General features: G+C 71.2%; 13 protein-coding genes and 2 riboswitches. Of the genes, 10 read left to right on the plus strand and 3 right to left on the minus strand.

From position 1 onward, the window contains the following. Nucleotides 1-70 precede the first annotated feature (70 nt). The 9 genes from IE209_RS30840 to IE209_RS30880 all read left to right on the plus strand — a co-directional run bounded on the left by IE209_RS30840 (nt 71) and on the right by IE209_RS30880 (nt 11,670). Nucleotides 71-1,042 carry a TRAP transporter substrate-binding protein gene (locus tag IE209_RS30840; RefSeq protein WP_189690686.1) on the plus strand — a complete coding sequence of 324 codons (972 nt, stop codon included), beginning with the start codon at nt 71-73 and terminating at the stop codon, nt 1,040-1,042. Nucleotides 1,043-1,103: 61 nt separating this feature from the next. Beyond that, nucleotides 1,104-1,598, plus strand: a complete 495-nt coding sequence (locus tag IE209_RS30845) for a TRAP transporter small permease (protein ID WP_189690687.1) — start codon at nt 1,104-1,106, stop codon at nt 1,596-1,598. A 33-nt stretch (nt 1,599-1,631) separates the two neighbouring features. Beyond that, nucleotides 1,632-2,909 carry a TRAP transporter large permease gene (locus IE209_RS30850; RefSeq protein ID WP_189690688.1) on the plus strand — a complete coding sequence of 426 codons (1,278 nt, stop codon included), beginning with the start codon at nt 1,632-1,634 and terminating at the stop codon, nt 2,907-2,909. A gap of 19 nt (nt 2,910-2,928) precedes the next feature. Beyond that, nucleotides 2,929-3,020, plus strand: a riboswitch (glycine riboswitch). Between the two features lie 7 nt (nt 3,021-3,027). Further along, nucleotides 3,028-3,127: riboswitch (glycine riboswitch) on the plus strand. A gap of 49 nt (nt 3,128-3,176) precedes the next feature. Continuing rightward, nucleotides 3,177-4,301 (plus strand): glycine cleavage system aminomethyltransferase GcvT, encoded by a 1,125-nt coding sequence (gcvT, locus tag IE209_RS30855; protein WP_189690689.1) that lies wholly within the window; start codon nt 3,177-3,179, stop codon nt 4,299-4,301. A gap of 27 nt (nt 4,302-4,328) precedes the next feature. Continuing rightward, complete coding sequence (gcvH, locus tag IE209_RS30860; protein ID WP_189690690.1) at nt 4,329-4,697, plus strand: glycine cleavage system protein GcvH; 369 nt, start codon at nt 4,329-4,331, stop codon at nt 4,695-4,697. A gap of 22 nt (nt 4,698-4,719) precedes the next feature. Further along, nucleotides 4,720-7,596 (plus strand): aminomethyl-transferring glycine dehydrogenase, encoded by a 2,877-nt coding sequence (gene gcvP, locus IE209_RS30865; RefSeq protein WP_189690691.1) that lies wholly within the window; start codon nt 4,720-4,722, stop codon nt 7,594-7,596. A 22-nt stretch (nt 7,597-7,618) separates the two neighbouring features. Further along, nucleotides 7,619-9,706 (plus strand): PAS domain-containing hybrid sensor histidine kinase/response regulator, encoded by a 2,088-nt coding sequence (locus IE209_RS30870; RefSeq protein WP_189690692.1) that lies wholly within the window; start codon nt 7,619-7,621, stop codon nt 9,704-9,706. Between the two features lie 2 nt (nt 9,707-9,708). Continuing rightward, entirely contained in the window at nt 9,709-10,347 is a 639-nt protein-coding gene (locus IE209_RS30875) for an RluA family pseudouridine synthase (protein ID WP_373305464.1), read from the plus strand. A gap of 90 nt (nt 10,348-10,437) precedes the next feature. Beyond that, on the plus strand, nt 10,438-11,670 hold the full coding sequence (locus tag IE209_RS30880; RefSeq protein WP_189690693.1) for an MFS transporter: 1,233 nt from the start codon (nt 10,438-10,440) through the stop codon (nt 11,668-11,670). Here IE209_RS30880 and IE209_RS30885 read toward each other — a convergent pair whose 3' ends face one another. Further along, nucleotides 11,671-12,993: an MgtC/SapB family protein gene (locus IE209_RS30885; RefSeq protein ID WP_189690694.1), complete on the minus strand. Its 1,323-nt coding sequence runs from the start codon at nt 12,991-12,993 to the stop codon at nt 11,671-11,673. It lies immediately after the preceding gene. Nucleotides 12,994-13,124: 131 nt separating this feature from the next. On the opposite strand from IE209_RS30885, the gene IE209_RS30890 reads away from it, so the two are divergent. After that, nucleotides 13,125-14,009, plus strand: coding sequence for a RibD family protein (locus IE209_RS30890; RefSeq protein WP_189690695.1), 885 nt, complete (start codon nt 13,125-13,127; stop codon nt 14,007-14,009). A gap of 1 nt (nt 14,010) precedes the next feature. On the opposite strand, the gene IE209_RS30895 is transcribed toward IE209_RS30890, so the two are convergent. Together IE209_RS30895 and IE209_RS30900 are read right to left on the minus strand one after the other, a co-directional pair. Beyond that, nucleotides 14,011-14,580: a GNAT family N-acetyltransferase gene (locus tag IE209_RS30895; RefSeq protein ID WP_189690696.1), complete on the minus strand. Its 570-nt coding sequence runs from the start codon at nt 14,578-14,580 to the stop codon at nt 14,011-14,013. 5 nt (nt 14,581-14,585) lie between these two features. Further along, nucleotides 14,586-15,455 (minus strand): class I SAM-dependent methyltransferase, encoded by an 870-nt coding sequence (locus tag IE209_RS30900; RefSeq protein WP_189690697.1) that lies wholly within the window; start codon nt 15,453-15,455, stop codon nt 14,586-14,588. Between the last annotated feature and the right edge of the window lie 80 nt (nt 15,456-15,535).

Raw genomic sequence — 15,535 nt, forward strand, 5'->3', positions numbered from 1 at the left:
TTCCCTCCCGTTCGTGAACGCGGCGCCATCGGGGCGCCGCTTTTTTTGCACATCAGGGAGATACAAGAGCATGCAACTGACCCGCATCGCTGCCGGCCTCGTGCTGGGAATGGGCCTGGCCTGCGCCGCCTTCGCGCAGACCACCATGAAGATCAGCATCTCGACCGCGCAGAACTCGCACCAGGGCATCGCCATCGACACCTTCGCCAAGGAAGTCGAGAAGCGCACCAATGGCCGCTACAAGGTGCAGACCTTCTACAACGGCGCGCTGGGCGGCGAGCGCGAGTCCATCGAGGCCGTGCAGCTCGGCACGCAGGAACTGGCCTTCTCCTCGAGCGGCCCGGTGCCCAATTTCGTGCCCGAGACCAAGATCCTGGACGTGCCCTTCCTGTTCCGCGACAAGGCCCACGCGCGCGCCGTGCTCGATGGCCCCATCGGCCAGGAGCTGCTGGCCAAGTTCGACGCCAAGGGTTTCAAGGCCCTGGCCTGGGCCGAGAACGGCTTTCGCCACATGACCAACTCCAAGCGCGACATCAAGGGCCCCGAAGACCTCAAGGGCCTGAAGATGCGCACCATGGAGAACCCGGTCCACATCGCGGCCTACAAGAGCTTCGGCATCATCACCACGCCCATGGCCTTCCCCGAGGTCTTCACGGCCCTGCAGCAGGGCACGGTGGACGGCCAGGAGAACCCGCTGTCGGTCATCATCTCGGCCAAGTTCGAGCAGGTGCAAAAGCACCTCTCGCTGACCGGCCATGTCTACTCGCCGGCCATCTTCGTGATGAATAAGGCCGCCTTCGACAAGCTCAGCGCGGCCGACAAGCAGGCCTTCATCGACGCCGCCAAGGAAGGCACCAAGGCCAACCGCGCACGCGTGGACGAGGACGACGCCAAGGGCGTGGCCGACCTGCGCGCCAAGGGCATGACCGTCATCGACAACCTGGACAAGGCCAAGTTCGTGAACGCGCTGGCCACGGCCAATGCGCAGTTCGAGAAGGACTTCGGCAAGGCCAACCTGGACAAGATCCGCGCCGTCCAGTAACGGCCGGCCCTCCACGTCCACGCCCGCAGCCGCGGGCTTTTTTTGTTTTGTCGGGACCGCCATGCGACAACTGTTCCTGCGCGTCGAGCGCACCACCACCTTCATCGCCCTGGCCGGCGCCTGCGCCATGCTGGCCATCGCCGCCGCACTGGGCGTGTTCCAGATCCTCACGCGCTTCGTGCTCGAGCAGCCGGCCGAGTGGACCGAAGTCCTGATCCGCTTCGCGCTGATCTGGATGGTGTTCCTGGGCATCCCGCTGGCCTTCCGCCAGGGCGCCATGGTCAGCGTGGACGTGCTGTACCGCTGGAGCCCGCCGCGGGTGCGGCGCTGGCTCGACGCCGTCGTGGCACTGGCCGCCCTGGCGCTGGTCGGCGTGATCGTCTGGTGGGGCTGGGACTACGCGCAGCGCGGCAGCGTGCAGACCATGGCAGGGCTGGAGAGCCTGTCCATGTTCTGGGCCTACCTGGCCATGCCGGTCGGCGGGCTGTTCTGCGCGCTGGGCATCATCGGCAACTGGCTCGATCCGCAGCGCAACGAGCTCGAGACGGCGCAGTAAGCACCACGACAGGAACAAAGAACAAGGACCGCCATGACCCCCGTCATGATCTCCACCATGGTGCTGTGCTTCGCGCTCACCATCTCGGTGGCCGTCTCCATCGGCCTGGCCTCGGTGCTTGGCATCCAGGTCGCCAACATCAACATGCTGATCTCCGTGAAGGAGATGTTCGGCGCCATCAACAAGTTCCCGCTCGCGGCCATCCCCTTCTTCATCCTGGCGGGCAACCTCATGGAAACCGGCGGCATCTCGCGCCGCCTGGTCGAGTTCGCCAAGAGCCTGGTCGGCGGCGTGCAGGGCGGCCTGCCCATGACTTGCGTGCTGACCTGCATGATCTTCGCGGCCGTGTCGGGCTCCTCGGTGGCGACCACCTTCGCCATCGGCGCCATCCTGATCCCGGCGCTGATCAAGCACGGCTACCCGACCAGCTACGCGGCCGCGCTGCAGGCCACGAGCGCGGAGCTGGGCGTGGTCATCCCGCCCTCCATCCCGCTGATCCTGTACGGCGTCAGCGCCGAGGTGTCGATCGGCGAACTGTTCGTCGCCGGCTTCGGTCCCGGCATCCTGATCAGCGGCGCGCTGATGCTGTTCGTCTGGCTCTACTGCAAGTGGAAGGGCTGGGGCAAGCAGGACGGCGAAGGCCGGCTCGGCGTGGTGGCCGCCACCTGGCAGGCGGGCTGGGCGCTGCTGATGCCCGTCATCATCCTGGGCGGCATCTACGGCGGCGTGTTCACGCCCACCGAGGCCTCGGCCGTCGCGGTGCTCTACGCGCTGGTCGTGGGCATGCTGATCTACCGCGAGATCGGCCTGCGCGACCTGTTCCCCATCCTGCGCAAGTCGGTGGTGTCCTCGGCCGTGATCATGTTCATCATCGCCAACGCCGGGCTGTTCGCCTTCCTGATCACGCGGGCCGGGGTGCCGGACGCCATCGGCCGCTGGCTGGAAGCCGTGCTGCAGTCGCCCGCGCTGTTCCTGCTGGGCGTGAACGCGGCGCTGTTCGTGATCGGCATGTTCATCGAGACCAGCGCGGCCATCATCGTGCTGGCGCCCATCCTCGCGCCCGTGGCCGTGCACTTCGGTGTCGACCCGGTGCACTTCGGGCTCATCATGGTGGTCAACCTGGCACTGGGCATGATCACGCCGCCCTTCGGCGTGAACCTGTTCGCGGCCTGCACGGTGGCGCGCATCCCGCTGGACCGCATCATCGGGCACCTGATCCCCTTCGTGCTCGTGATCCTGGCCTGCCTGCTGGTGATCACCTACGTGCCGAGCGTTTCGCTGGCCTTGCGCGACCTGGCCTTCGCGAAATAGCCCTGGCCCGTGGTTAGAATCCCCGCCGTCAGGAGAGAGCCCTTCTCGCAAGGGCCGCCGACGGCGCAGGCTCACCCCCGAACGCTCAGGCAAAAAGACTGACCCAGGTCTTGTGAAGACCTTCCTCACTGGAGAGAGGCCCGCCCCGAGCGGGCCCACCGAAGGGGCAAACCGCGCAAGCGGCGAATCTCTCAGGTAAAGCGGACAGCGAGGCAGCCCATGGCGCTTGTCGTGCCATGCCGTGTATCTGCCTCCGGGAAGCCCGCCATGTCCTCCGACGCCTTGCTGCACACCCCCCTGCACGCCCTGCACCTCGAACTGGGCGCGCGCATGGTTCCTTTCGCCGGCTACAGCATGCCGGTGCAATACCCCAAGGGCCTGATGGCCGAGCACCTACACGTGCGGGCCGCGGCCGGCCTGTTCGACGTCTCGCACATGGGGCAGCTGAGGCTGGAGGGACCCGATGCAGCCGCCGCGTTCGAAACACTCGTTCCGGTCGACGTGCTGGGCCTCGGGCTCGACAAGCAGCGCTATGGCCTGCTGCTGCTTGAGAACGGCGGCATCCTCGACGACTTGATGTTCGTGAACCGCGGCGAGCACCTGTTCGTGATCGTCAACGGTGCCTGCAAGGTGGCGGACACCGCGCACATCCAGGCCCGCATCGGCCAGCGCTGCGCCGTGGTTCCGATCCCCGAGCACGGCCTGCTCGCGCTGCAGGGCCCCAAGGCTGTCGATGCCCTGGCCCGCGTGGTGCCGGGCGTCGACAAGCTGGTCTTCATGACCGGCGCCGCATTCGACTGGAACGGCGCCGCGCTCTACATCACGCGCAGCGGCTACACGGGCGAAGACGGCTTCGAGATCTCCGTGCCCGGCCCCTGGGCCGAATCCCTGGCCCGCGCGCTCTTGGCCCAGCCCGAGGTGCTGCCCATCGGCCTGGGCGCACGCAACTCGCTGCGCCTGGAAGCCGGCCTGTGCCTGTACGGCAACGACATCGACACCACCACCACGCCGGTCGAGGCCGGTCTGAACTGGGCCCTGCAGAAGGTGCGCCGCACGGGCGGCGCTCGCGCGGGTGGCTTCGCCGGTGCCGACAAGGTGCTGGCGCAACTCGATGGCGGCGCGCCCGTGCAGCGCAAGCGCGTGGGCCTGGTTGCGCTGGAGCGCGTGCCCGTGCGCGAGCACACGGCGTTGCAGTCCACGGACGGCCAGGCCATCGGCGAAGTCACGAGCGGTCTGCTCGCCCCCAGCGTCGACAAGCCCATCGCCATGGCCTACGTGCGCACGGAATTTGCTGCACCGGGCACCAGGCTCAACGCCATCGTGCGCGGCAAGCCCGTGCCCATGGAAGTCGTGACCATGCCCTTCACCCCGCCGCGCTACCACCGCGGCTGAACGATTCCCCCAACCCGAGGACAACCCATGATCAAGTACACCGAAGACCACGAATGGCTCGAGGTCGATGGCGACACCGCCACCGTCGGCATCACCGTGCACGCGCAGGACGCGCTGGGCGATGTGGTGTTCGTCGACCTGCCGGCCGTCGGCGCCACGCTGGCGCAAAAGGACGTGGCCGGCGTCGTCGAATCGGTCAAGGCCGCGGCCGACGTCTACATGCCGGTCGACGGCGAGATCGTGGAGGTCAACGAAGCCTTGCGCGCCGACCCGGCGCTGGCCAACAGCGACCCGCTGGGCGCCGGCTGGTTCTTCAAGGTCAAGCTGTCGAACGCCGCGCAACTGGACGCGCTGCTCGACGAGACCGCCTACAACGCCTTCGCTGCAAATAGCTAACTGATACCGGATCCTGCGCGCCATGGCCGAGACCACGCCTTCCCTCGCCGAACTAGAGAACCCCTCGGAGTTCATCGCCCGCCACATCGGCATCACGCCAGCCGACGAAGCCCGCATGCTGGCCGTGGTCGAGGCCTCCTCGCGCCAGGAACTCGTGGCCGGCATCGTGCCGGCCAGCATCGCGCGCGCCGCACCCATGCAGCTGCCGCCCGCCGCGAGCGAAGCCGCGGCGCTGGCCGAGCTGCGCGCCATCGCGGCGCAGAACCGCGTGTTCAAGAGCTACATCGGCCAGGGCTACCACGGCACGCTGACGCCGGGCGTGATCCTGCGCAACATCCTGGAGAATCCGGCCTGGTACACGGCCTACACGCCCTACCAGGCCGAGATCAGCCAGGGCCGCATGGAGGCGCTGGTCAACTTCCAGACCATGGTCACGGACCTGACCGGCATGGACATCGCCAACGCCTCCATGCTGGACGAGGCCACGGCCGCTGCCGAGGCGATGACGCTGGCCAGGCGCAGCGTCAAGAGCAAGAGCAATGTGTTCCTGGTGGCCAGCGACTGCCATCCGCAGACCATCGAGGTGGTGCGCACGCGCGCCGAGCCGCTGGGCATCGAGGTCGTGGTCGCGCCGCTGGCCGAACTGCGCACGCAGGCCGGCTTCGGCCTGCTGCTGCAGTACCCGGGCACCGACGGCGCGCTGCCCGAGGTGCAAGGCCTGGCCGACGCGCTGCACGCGCAGGACGCCGCGCTGTGCGTGGCGGCCGACCTGCTGGCCCTGGTGCTGCTGGCACCGCCCGGCAGCTGGGGCGCCGACATCGTGGTCGGCACCACGCAGCGCTTCGGCATGCCCATGGGCAACGGCGGCCCGCACGCGGCGTTCATGGCCTGCCGCGACGCCTACAAGCGCTCGCTGCCGGGCCGCCTGGTGGGCGTCAGCGTGGACGTGGAAGGCCGGCCGGCCTACCGGCTCGCGCTGCAGACGCGCGAGCAGCACATCCGCCGCGAGAAGGCCACCTCCAACATCTGCACGGCCCAGGTGCTGCCGGCCGTGGTCGCCAGCATGTACGCGGTCTACCACGGCCCGCAGGGCCTGACCCGCATCGCCCAGCGCACGGCGCGCCTCGCAGCGATCCTCGCCCGCGGGTTGGAGCAGATGGGCTTCGCACTCGTGCACGGCGCCGGCTTCGACACGCTGGCCGTGCGCACGGGTGGCGAGACCTCCGCCATCCTCGACCGCGCCCAGCGCGGCCAGGCCAACCTGCGGCTGCTGGCCGAGGACTGCCTGGGCGTGGCGCTGGACGAGACCACCACGCGCGAGGACATCGTCTCGCTGTGGACCTGGTTCGCCGACGACGCGTCCAAGGTGCCGGCCTTCGCCGCCTTGGAGGCCGGCGCGCCCGACCGCATCCCGGCCGCACTGCGCCGCAGCACGCCCTTTCTCGCGCACCCGGTGTTCAACACCCACCACAGCGAGACCGGCATGCTGCGCTACATCCGCGCGCTGTCGGACAAGGACCTCGCGCTGGACCGCAGCATGATCCCGCTGGGCAGCTGCACCATGAAGCTCAACGCGACCAGCGAGATGATCCCCATCACCTGGCCGGGCTTCGCCGAGATCCACCCCTTCGCGCCCGCCGACCAGCTGCAGGGCTACGCCACGCTGAACCGCCAGCTCTGCGACTGGCTCAGCCAGGCCACGGGATACGCCGGCATCAGCCTGCAGCCCAACGCCGGCTCGCAAGGCGAGTACGCAGGCCTCCTGGCCATCCGCGCCTGGCACAAGGCACGCGGCCAGGGCCAGCGCGACATCTGCCTGATCCCCTCCTCCGCCCACGGCACCAACCCCGCGAGCGCGCAGATGGTCGGCCTCACGGTGGTGGTGACGGCCTGCGACGCCCAGGGCAACGTGGACCTGGCCGACCTCGCCGCCAAGTGCGAGAAGCACGCCGACCGGCTGGCCTGCGTGATGATCACCTACCCCAGCACGCACGGCGTGTTCGAGACGCAGGTCAAGGAGCTTTGCGCGCTGGTCCACCGGCATGGCGGCCGCGTCTACGTGGACGGCGCCAACATGAACGCGCTGGTCGGCGTGGCCGCGCCGGGCGAGTTCGGCGGCGACGTGAGCCACCTGAACCTGCACAAGACCTTCTGCATCCCGCACGGCGGCGGCGGCCCCGGCGTCGGCCCGGTCTGTGTGGTCGAGGACCTTGTGCCCTACCTGCCCGGCCACGACGCGGCCGGCCTGGACCATGGCGGCGTGGGCGCGGTCTCGGCCGCTCCCTTGGGCAATGCGGCCGTGCTGCCGATCAGCTGGATGTACATCCGCATGATGGGCGCAGCCGGCCTCACGCAGGCCACCGAGACCGCCATCCTGTCGGCCAACTACGTGAGCGCGCGGCTCAAGGACCACTTCCCCACGCTGTACGCCTCGGCCAACGGCCACGTGGCGCACGAGTGCATCCTGGACCTGCGCGCCATCACCAAGGCCAGCGGCGTGACGGCCGAGGACGTGGCCAAGCGCCTCATCGACTACGGCTTCCACGCGCCCACGCTTTCCTTCCCGGTGGCCGGCACGCTGATGGTCGAGCCGACCGAGAGCGAGACGCTGTTCGAACTGGACCGTTTCATCGATGCGATGATCGCGATCCGCGCCGAGATCCGGCAGGTCGAAAACGGAACATGGCCCACTGGCGACAACCCGCTCAAGAACGCTCCCCACACCGCCGCCACGCTGCTGCAGGCCGAGTGGTCGCGCCCCTATGCGCGCGAACTCGGCGCCGTGGCCAAGCCGGGCCAGGCCCTGGCCAAGTACTGGCCGCCGGTGGCGCGGGTGGACAACGTCTACGGCGACCGCAACCTGTTCTGCAGCTGCGTGCCCGTCGAGGCCTACGCCTGATGGCGACCGCGGGCGGCGCGCGATGAACACGCCCGCCCGCCCGCCACTGGACGTGCCGGCCGATGCGCCGGCCATCGAGAGCTACCAGCTGCCGCAGCTGATCCGCGACCTGCGCACCTACCAGGCCGAGCTGGAGAGCCAGAACAAGGTCCTGCGCTACAGCCAGTCCATGGCCGAGGCGGCATCCGAGCGCTTCGAGACCCTGTTCTCGAGCGTGCCGCTGGCGCTGATGGTCGTCGACGAGCACGACCTCGTGGTGCAGAGCAATTCGATGGCGCAGCGCTCGTTCCAGCCGACCGAGCGCGACCGGCCGCTCAACTTCCTGATGCCCTTCGTGAGCGCGGGCAGCGCCCAGGCCGTGCAGGCGGCCTTCGCCCAGGCCCGCACGGAGGGCCATGCCGAAGCCAAGGAGGTGCTGTTCCAGATCGGCGACGACGGCGCCATCACGGGCGACCTGCACATCGCGCGGCTGGACAACGCGCACGAACCCGTCGTGCACTTCATTTGCGCCGTGATCGACCAGGGCCCGCTGCTGGCCGAGCGCCGCGCACTGCTGCAGAGCGGTGCCGAGCTGCAGCAGCGCAACGAGCAGCTGCGCCTGAGCGAGGCACGGCTGGCCGACATCATCAATTCCTCGCTGGACGCGATCGTCTGCGTGGACCGTGAGCGCCGCATCACCGTGTTCAACCCCACGGCCGCCGCGCTGTTCCAGTGCCCGCCGGCCGATGCGCTGGGCAGCCCGCTGGAGCGCTTCTTCCCCGATGCGGCCGAGGTGCTGGCCATGCACCAGATCTCCACCGAACTGCCGGCCACCGAGATGCAGGCCCTGACCGCGCTGGGCGGCGCCGTGCCGGTGGAGGTCAGCATGGCCTTCGGCGACACCACCACCGTGTTCGCACGCGACCTGACCGCGCGCAAGCGCGAGGAGGCGCAGCGCAATGCGCTGGAGGCGCAGCTGCGCGAGTCGCAGAAGATGCAGGCCGTGGGCACCATGGCCGGCGGCATCGCGCACGATTTCAACAACATCCTGCACGCCATCCTGGGCAACGTGGAGCTGGCCAAGGAAGACAGTGCGCTCAACAGCACGGCGCAGGAAAGCCTGCGCGAGATCGAGAAGGCCGGCCGGCGCGCGCGCGACCTGGTGCGCCAGATCCTGACCTTCAGCCGCAACGAGGCACCACGCCGCGTGCCGACCGACCTGGCCGAGGTTGCCAGCGAGACCGAGCGGCTGCTGCGCGTGACGCTGCCGCCGCAGGTGGAACTGCTGCTGCGCGTGCACCCCGGCGTGCCCGCGGTGCTGGCCGACCCCACCCAGGTCGAGCAGGCCGTGCTGAACCTGTGCACGAACGCGATCCAGGCGATCCAGGCCACGCCCGAGGCGCGCGGCACGGTCTGGATCGAACTGCAGAGCGAGGCGCCCTCCTCCGCCCGCTGCGCGCGGCTGGGCCTCGCGCCAGGCCACTACGCGCGGCTCAGCGTGCGCGACAACGGGCCGGGCATGGACCCGGCCACGCGCGAGCGCATCTTCGAGCCCTTCTTCACGACCAAGGAGGTCGGCCAGGGCACGGGCCTGGGCCTGGCGGTGGTGCACGGCGTCATGCGCAGCAACGGCGGCGCGGTGGACGTGCACAGCGAGCCCGGCCGCGGCAGCCACTTCATGCTGTACTTCCCGGCCACCAGCGAAGCGGCCGAGGCCGCCACCGGCGCGCCGCCACCGCCCGACAGCGTGCAGGGCGCCGGCCAGCACGTGATGTACGTGGACGACGACCAGGCCCTGGTGTTCCTCGTCGAGCGGCTGCTGCGCCGGCGCGGCTTTCGCGTCAGCGGCTTCACGGACCCTTACGAGGCCACCGAGGCCCTGCGCGCCGAACCGCAGGGCTACGACCTGGTCGTGACCGACTACAACATGCCCGGCTACTGCGGCGTGGACCTGGTGCGCGAGGCGCGCGGCATCCGCGCCGACCTGCCCGTCGCGCTGGCCTCGGGCTACGTCACGGCCGAGATCGAGCGCGAGGCCATGGCCGAAGGTGCACGCGCGCTGATCCACAAGCCCAACGACGTGCAGGAGCTGTGCGCCACGGTGCAGCGGCTGCTGCAGGAGAACGCCTGAACGTGGACTTGCAGGTCGTCCACGCCGACGACGCATTGCTGGTGTTCGACAAGCCCGCCGGCCTGCTGTGCGTGCCGGGCCGCGGCCCCGACAAACACGATTGCCTGGCCACACGCGCCCAGGCCCTCTACCCGGACGCGCTGGTCGTGCACCGGCTCGACATGGCGACCTCGGGCCTGGTGCTCATGGGCCGGGGACCGGCGGCGCAGCGTGCGCTTTCGATGGCCTTCGAGCAGCGCCGCATCGGCAAGCGCTACGAGGCCGTGGTCGATGGCGCCTGGGGCCTGCCCGCCGATGCCGACGGCTGGGGCCTGATCGACCTGCCGATCCGCCTGGACTGGGCACGCCGGCCGCTGTCCATCGTCGACCCAGCGGCCGGCAAGCCCAGCCGCACGCGCTGGCAGTTGCTGGCGCGCGACGCGCAGAGCAGCCGGCTCGCGCTGGAACCGGTGACCGGGCGTTCGCACCAGCTGCGGCTGCACCTGGCCGCGCAAGGCCATGCCATCCTGGGTGATCCGCTGTACGCCAGCGCGGCCGTGCAGGCGCGCGCGCCGCGGCTGCTGCTGCATGCCTGCTGGCTCCAGCTGCAGCACCCGGCCGACGGGCGCGCGCTGGAGTTCGCCAGCCCCGCCCCGTTCTGAAGCCCAGACGCGCAGGCGACAGCCCTGGCTGCTGGAACACGGCCGCAGGACTATGCTCGGCCGCTCCCCACGAGCAAGAAGAGACAAGCGATGTCCCGCTGGACCGCCCTGCGCCCCGTTCTCCCCATCCTCCTTGGCGCCTCGCTGCTGTTGAGCCTGGCCATGGGCCTGCGCCAGAGCCTGGGCCTGTTCATGCCGCCGCTCACGCGCGACATCGGCATCTCGGTGTCGGACTTCACGATCGCGATCTCGGTGCAGAACCTGGCCTGGGGCATCTTCCAGCCCTTCGCCGGCGCGCTGGCCGTGCGCGTGGGCTACCGGCCGTTGCTGGCAGGCGGCGCCGTGCTGTACCTGCTCGGCCTGGTGCTGCTGGCCACGGCCCACGGCTTCCTGGGCGTGCTGCTGGGCGCCGGCGTCCTGATCGGCGCGGCCATGGCCTGCACCGGCAGCGCGCTCGCCATGGCCGTGGCCGCACGCGCCGTGCCGCCCGTGCTGCGCAGCAGCGTGCTGGGCATGGTCTCGGCCGCCGGCTCGCTGGGCGCCTTGATCGCCGCGCCGCTGGGCCAGGCCATCAGCCAGCACGCAGGCTGGCGCATGGGTGTCGTGGCCTTCGCGGTGCTCGCGCTGGCCATGCTGCCGGCGGCCTGGTGGGCCGGCCGCGTGGACCGCCTGCCAGCGCCTGCGCTGCCCGTTGGCGGTGCGCAGCAAGGCGCAGGCAGCGCGCTGCGCCTGGCGCTCGCGCACCGGCCTTTCGTCGTGATGGCGCTGGCCTACTTCGTCTGCGGCATGCAGCTGGTGTTCCTGACCACCCACCTGCCGGCCTACCTGGACCTGTGCGGCATGGACCCCATGCTCAGCGCCCAGGCCCTGGGGCTCATCGGCGGCTTCAACGTGCTGGGCAGCCTGTTCTTCGGCTGGGCCGGCGGGCGCTGGCCCAAGCAGGTGCTGCTGGGCATGATCTACGTGCTGCGCTCGGTCGTCGTGGTCTGGTACTTCCACACCCTGCCGACGGTCGAAAGCACCCTGGTGTTCGCCTCCGTCATGGGCTTCCTGTGGCTGGGGGTGGCGCCGCTGGTCTCGGGCTGGATCGCCGACACCTTCGGCCTGCGCTGGCAGGCCATGCTGGCCGGCGTCGCCTTCTGCAGCCACCAGTTGGGCAGCTTCCTGGGCGCGTTCGGCGGCGGCCTGGTCTACGACCTGCTCGGCAACTACCAGCTGGCCTGGCAGGTCGCGGCCGCGATGGGCTTGGCGGCCGGCATCACGCAGATCGCCTTCGCGTTTGCCGCCAAGGGCCCGCCCGGCCCGCAGCCCGCACCCGGTTGATCAGGAATGCAGCCGGCCCAGCGCCGGCAGCCACTGCGTGAGCCAGGGCTCGAGCTGGCGCGCCAGCAGCAGGCCCGCCAGTCCGGCAGCCGCCACGCCCAGCATGGCCGCGCCCAGGCGCAGGATCAGCCCGCGCTCGCGCGTGCGCAGCACGAAGGACAGGCTGAAGGCCATGCTCGTGAACGAGGCCAGCACCGCACCCGTGCCGGCCACGCCGGGCGCAAGACTCCCCTGCGCGGCCAGCGTGGCGGCGGCCGCCACCGCGCTCGCGCTGGACATCAGCCCGCCGACCACGCTCACGAAGTAAAAGCCCGCATCGCCGAACTGGCGCTGCGTGAGCGCGCCCACCACGTGCAGCAGCAGGAACACCACGCCGTACTTGAGCGCCTGCGGCAGCGAGAACGGCAGGTCCAGCGTGATGGCCGGCGCCTGCACCGGCGGCAGGCCGCGGCGCCCGCGCAGGCTGGCCAGCACGAGCACCACACAGCGCAACAGCATCAGGCCGAAGGCGCCCAGCGAGCCCAGCAGCGCCAGCGGCGCCAGGATGGCCAGCAGCGCGGCATTGCGCAGCAGCATGGCGGCCGTGGCCAGCAGGATGCCGCGAAAGGCCGTGCCCTGCAGCGCGCCGGCCGACTGGCGCACGCGCGAGGCCATCTCGATCACCGTGAAGTTGCTGTTGACCAAGCCGCCCAGGAAGCCCGACAGCTCGGCGCCGCGCGTGCCATACATCTTCCACAGGATGTAGTTCACGAAGCCGATGCCCGCGATCAGGATCACCGTGACCCAGGCCGCGCGCGGCTCCACCAGGCCCAGCGGCCCGATGGGGCCGGCCGGCAGCGCCGGGTAGATCACGATGGCCAGGATGGCCAGCAGCAGCGCCGAGCGCAGCTCGCCTTCCGACAGGCCCATGGAGAAGCCGGCCAGCCGCTCCTTCCAGGCCAGCAGCGCGGTGGCGATGACCATCACCGCTGCCGGCGAGATGGTGTGGCCCAGGCCGCACAGGATGCCGGCCATGCAGGTCACCAGCATCGCGGCCGAGGTGGTGAGTTCGGCGCCCTGGTTCGCGCGCAGCGTCTGCACGTTGAGCACCACGGTCAGCATGCCGGTCAATGCCATCGTGGCAAGCGCAAAGGGCGTGCCCAGCGAGCCACCCAGCGCGCCCAGCAGGGCCACGAAGCCGAAGGTGCGCAGGCCGGCCTCCTTGCCGCGGCGCTCGCGCTCCAGGCCGATCAACAGGCCCAGCGCAAGGGCCAGCGCCAGCCGCACGAGAATTTGCACATAGGGCCAGCTCTCGGCCGGCAGGGGGGAAGACGGTTCGGGCATCGCGGCCCAGTGTAAGACCCTGTTTCCGGGGCCGCAGTCCTTGGCTTGCTGGCCTACAGTGGGGCCGGCCACGCACTGCTAGCATGGCCCGCAGCCGCCCGTGCCGTCCCGGCGCGCGCCCGACCCGGGAGATGACCCTGAGCGCTGTTCCCCTACCGCATGCCGGCGCCGCCGCGCAGGCCGGCATCGATGCCCTGTGGCCCATCTGCCTGGCGCTCGCGCAACAGCGGCGCGAAGGCCGCCCCCCGCTCGCCGACGGCGTGCCGTTGCGCTGGACCGAGGCCGGCGGCTATGCCTTGCGCCCGGGCTGGGACACCCAGGCCGAGCAGCTGTTCGCGCTGCTCAAGCCGCTGCTGGACCGCCAGGGCGCCGGGGCCGACTGGACCATCGCCCAGCTCGGCCAGAGCCTGGACGGCTGCATCGCCACGCACTGCGGCGACGCCTTCTACGTGAACGGGCCCGAGGGCCTCACCCACCTGCACCGGCTGCGCGCGCTCAGCGACGCCGTGGTCGTGGGCGCCAGCACCGCGAGCCTGGACGACCCGCAGCTGACCGTGCGCCACGTGGCCGGCCCCCATCCCGTGCGCGTGGTGCTGGACCCGCGGCTGCGCGTGCGCGCCGACGCGCGCGTGTTCCGCGATGGCGCAGCGCCCACGCTGCTGGTCTGCGAGGCCGCCCACCGCGCGCAGGCGCAGGCGCGGCTCGGTGCCGACCAGGTCATCGCGCTTGCGCCCGACGCCGATGGCCGGCTGCCGCTGCCGGCCCTGCGCCAGGCGTTGGCCGAGCGCGGCCTGCGCACGCTGTTCGTCGAGGGCGGTGGCGTCACGGTGTCGCAGTTCGCGCAGCAGGGCTGCCTAGACCGGCTGCACCTGATCGTCGCGCCCGTGGTCATCGGCGCGGGCCGGCCCGGCCTGCAGGTGCGGCGCGCCGACGCCATGGCCCAGGCGCTGCGCCCGCCCACGCGCACCTTCGCCATGGGCGGCGACGTGTTGTGGGACATGGACCTGCGCGGCTGAATCAGCCCGCAAGGCGCATGCGCCAGATCAGCTGCACCTCGTCCGGCAGCTCGGGATAGGCGCCCGGGCGGGCCGCGGTCAGCCGCAAGCCGGCACGCGCGTAGAGCCGGCAGGCGGCCGGGTTGTTGTTCTGCGTCTCGATCTTGAGTTCGCGACAGCCCGCGCGGCGGGCCCAGGCCTGGGTCGCGCCGACCAAGGCCATGGCCAGCCCACGCCTGCGCCAGCCGGGCGCGACGCGCAGGTCCCACAGCACCGCGAGGTCGTCGCGGCCTTCCAGCAGGTCGACGCCGGGCGTGGCGACGGCCACGAGCGCGCCGCCCACGCGCACCGGGCCGTCGTAGGCCGCGAGCAAGGCCCAGGCACGCGTGTCGAAGTCATGCGGCCAACGCAGCGGGTCCTCCAAGGCGTCGTAGTCCTTGGTGAAGGCGGCGACGGGCTGCTCCTGCAGCGTCCAGCCCGCGGGCGCCGCATGCACGCTGCAGACGGTGCGCGCGGTGAACACGCTGGGAATGCTGGCGTGGCCGTCGAGCGCGAGGGCACTCTCCTCGCGCAGCCGCAGTGGGGGTGGCATGGTGTTCATGGCGTCGGCCAGGCCAGCAGGTCGGCGTGGCCCACGCGCAGATGGCTGCCGGGCGGCGGCGCGGCGCGGCGTGCCCGCCAGGCCTGCACGGTGGCTGCCGCCTGCGGCGCCTGCTCGGTGGCGGCCCGGGCCATGCCCTCCAGCAGGGCCTGCAGCATGGCGTCGTCGCGCGCACTGCGGCCGGCCTCGACCAGCCAGTCGCTGGCCAGCACCTGCGTGCGGTAGCCGGCCGCCTGCAACAAGGCAGTGGCGCGTGCCGTGGCCGTGGGCCCCAGCGCGGGGCCGAAGCCCTTGTCGCGGCGCTGGTGGGCGCCGAACCAGGCCTGGACCTGCGCGTCGCCGGCATCCTGCGCAGACCACGCGATCCGGCCGTCCACATCGAGCGCCCAGCACACCGCCGCGCGCGCGGCCCGGCAGTGGCCGACCAGCGCGGCCAGCCAGGGGTCGGACACGAGGTCGAGCAGGGCCGATGCCGTCACGAGCGCGCTGCCCGCGAACGGCAGCCCGTCCAGTTGCGTCGCGAGGTCGGCCTGCGTGCGCACGATGTCCACGCGCAGCTGCGGGCCTTCGAGCTGCAGCAGCCCGGGCGCGGTGTGCAGGCGCAGCCCCTCCTGCGCGGCCCAGTCCGCCAGCAGCGCGGGCAGCGCGTCCAGCAGCGCGCGGTCGTGGTCGACCAGGTGCCAGTGCTGCACCCCGCCCAGGCGCGGCGCCAGCGCGCGCAGGCTGGCCCCCGTGCCGCAACCCAGGTCCAGCACACGCAGCGGGCCGGCAGGCCGCCAGGCCGCCAGCGCGGCGTCGCTGGCGGCACGCGCGGCCCGGTCGAAGGGCTCGCGCAGGGCCAGCCAGTCGCGGCTGAAGCCGCTCATGCGACGCGCTCCAGCACGGCCGCGAAGCGCGCGGCGGACTGCTCCCAGCGCGGCAGCTGCAGGCCGGCCGCGCGGGCGGC

The sequence above is a fragment of the Pseudorhodoferax aquiterrae genome (genome assembly GCF_014652235.1).
In the GTDB taxonomy this organism is placed as follows: domain Bacteria; phylum Pseudomonadota; class Gammaproteobacteria; order Burkholderiales; family Burkholderiaceae_C; genus Pseudorhodoferax; species Pseudorhodoferax aquiterrae.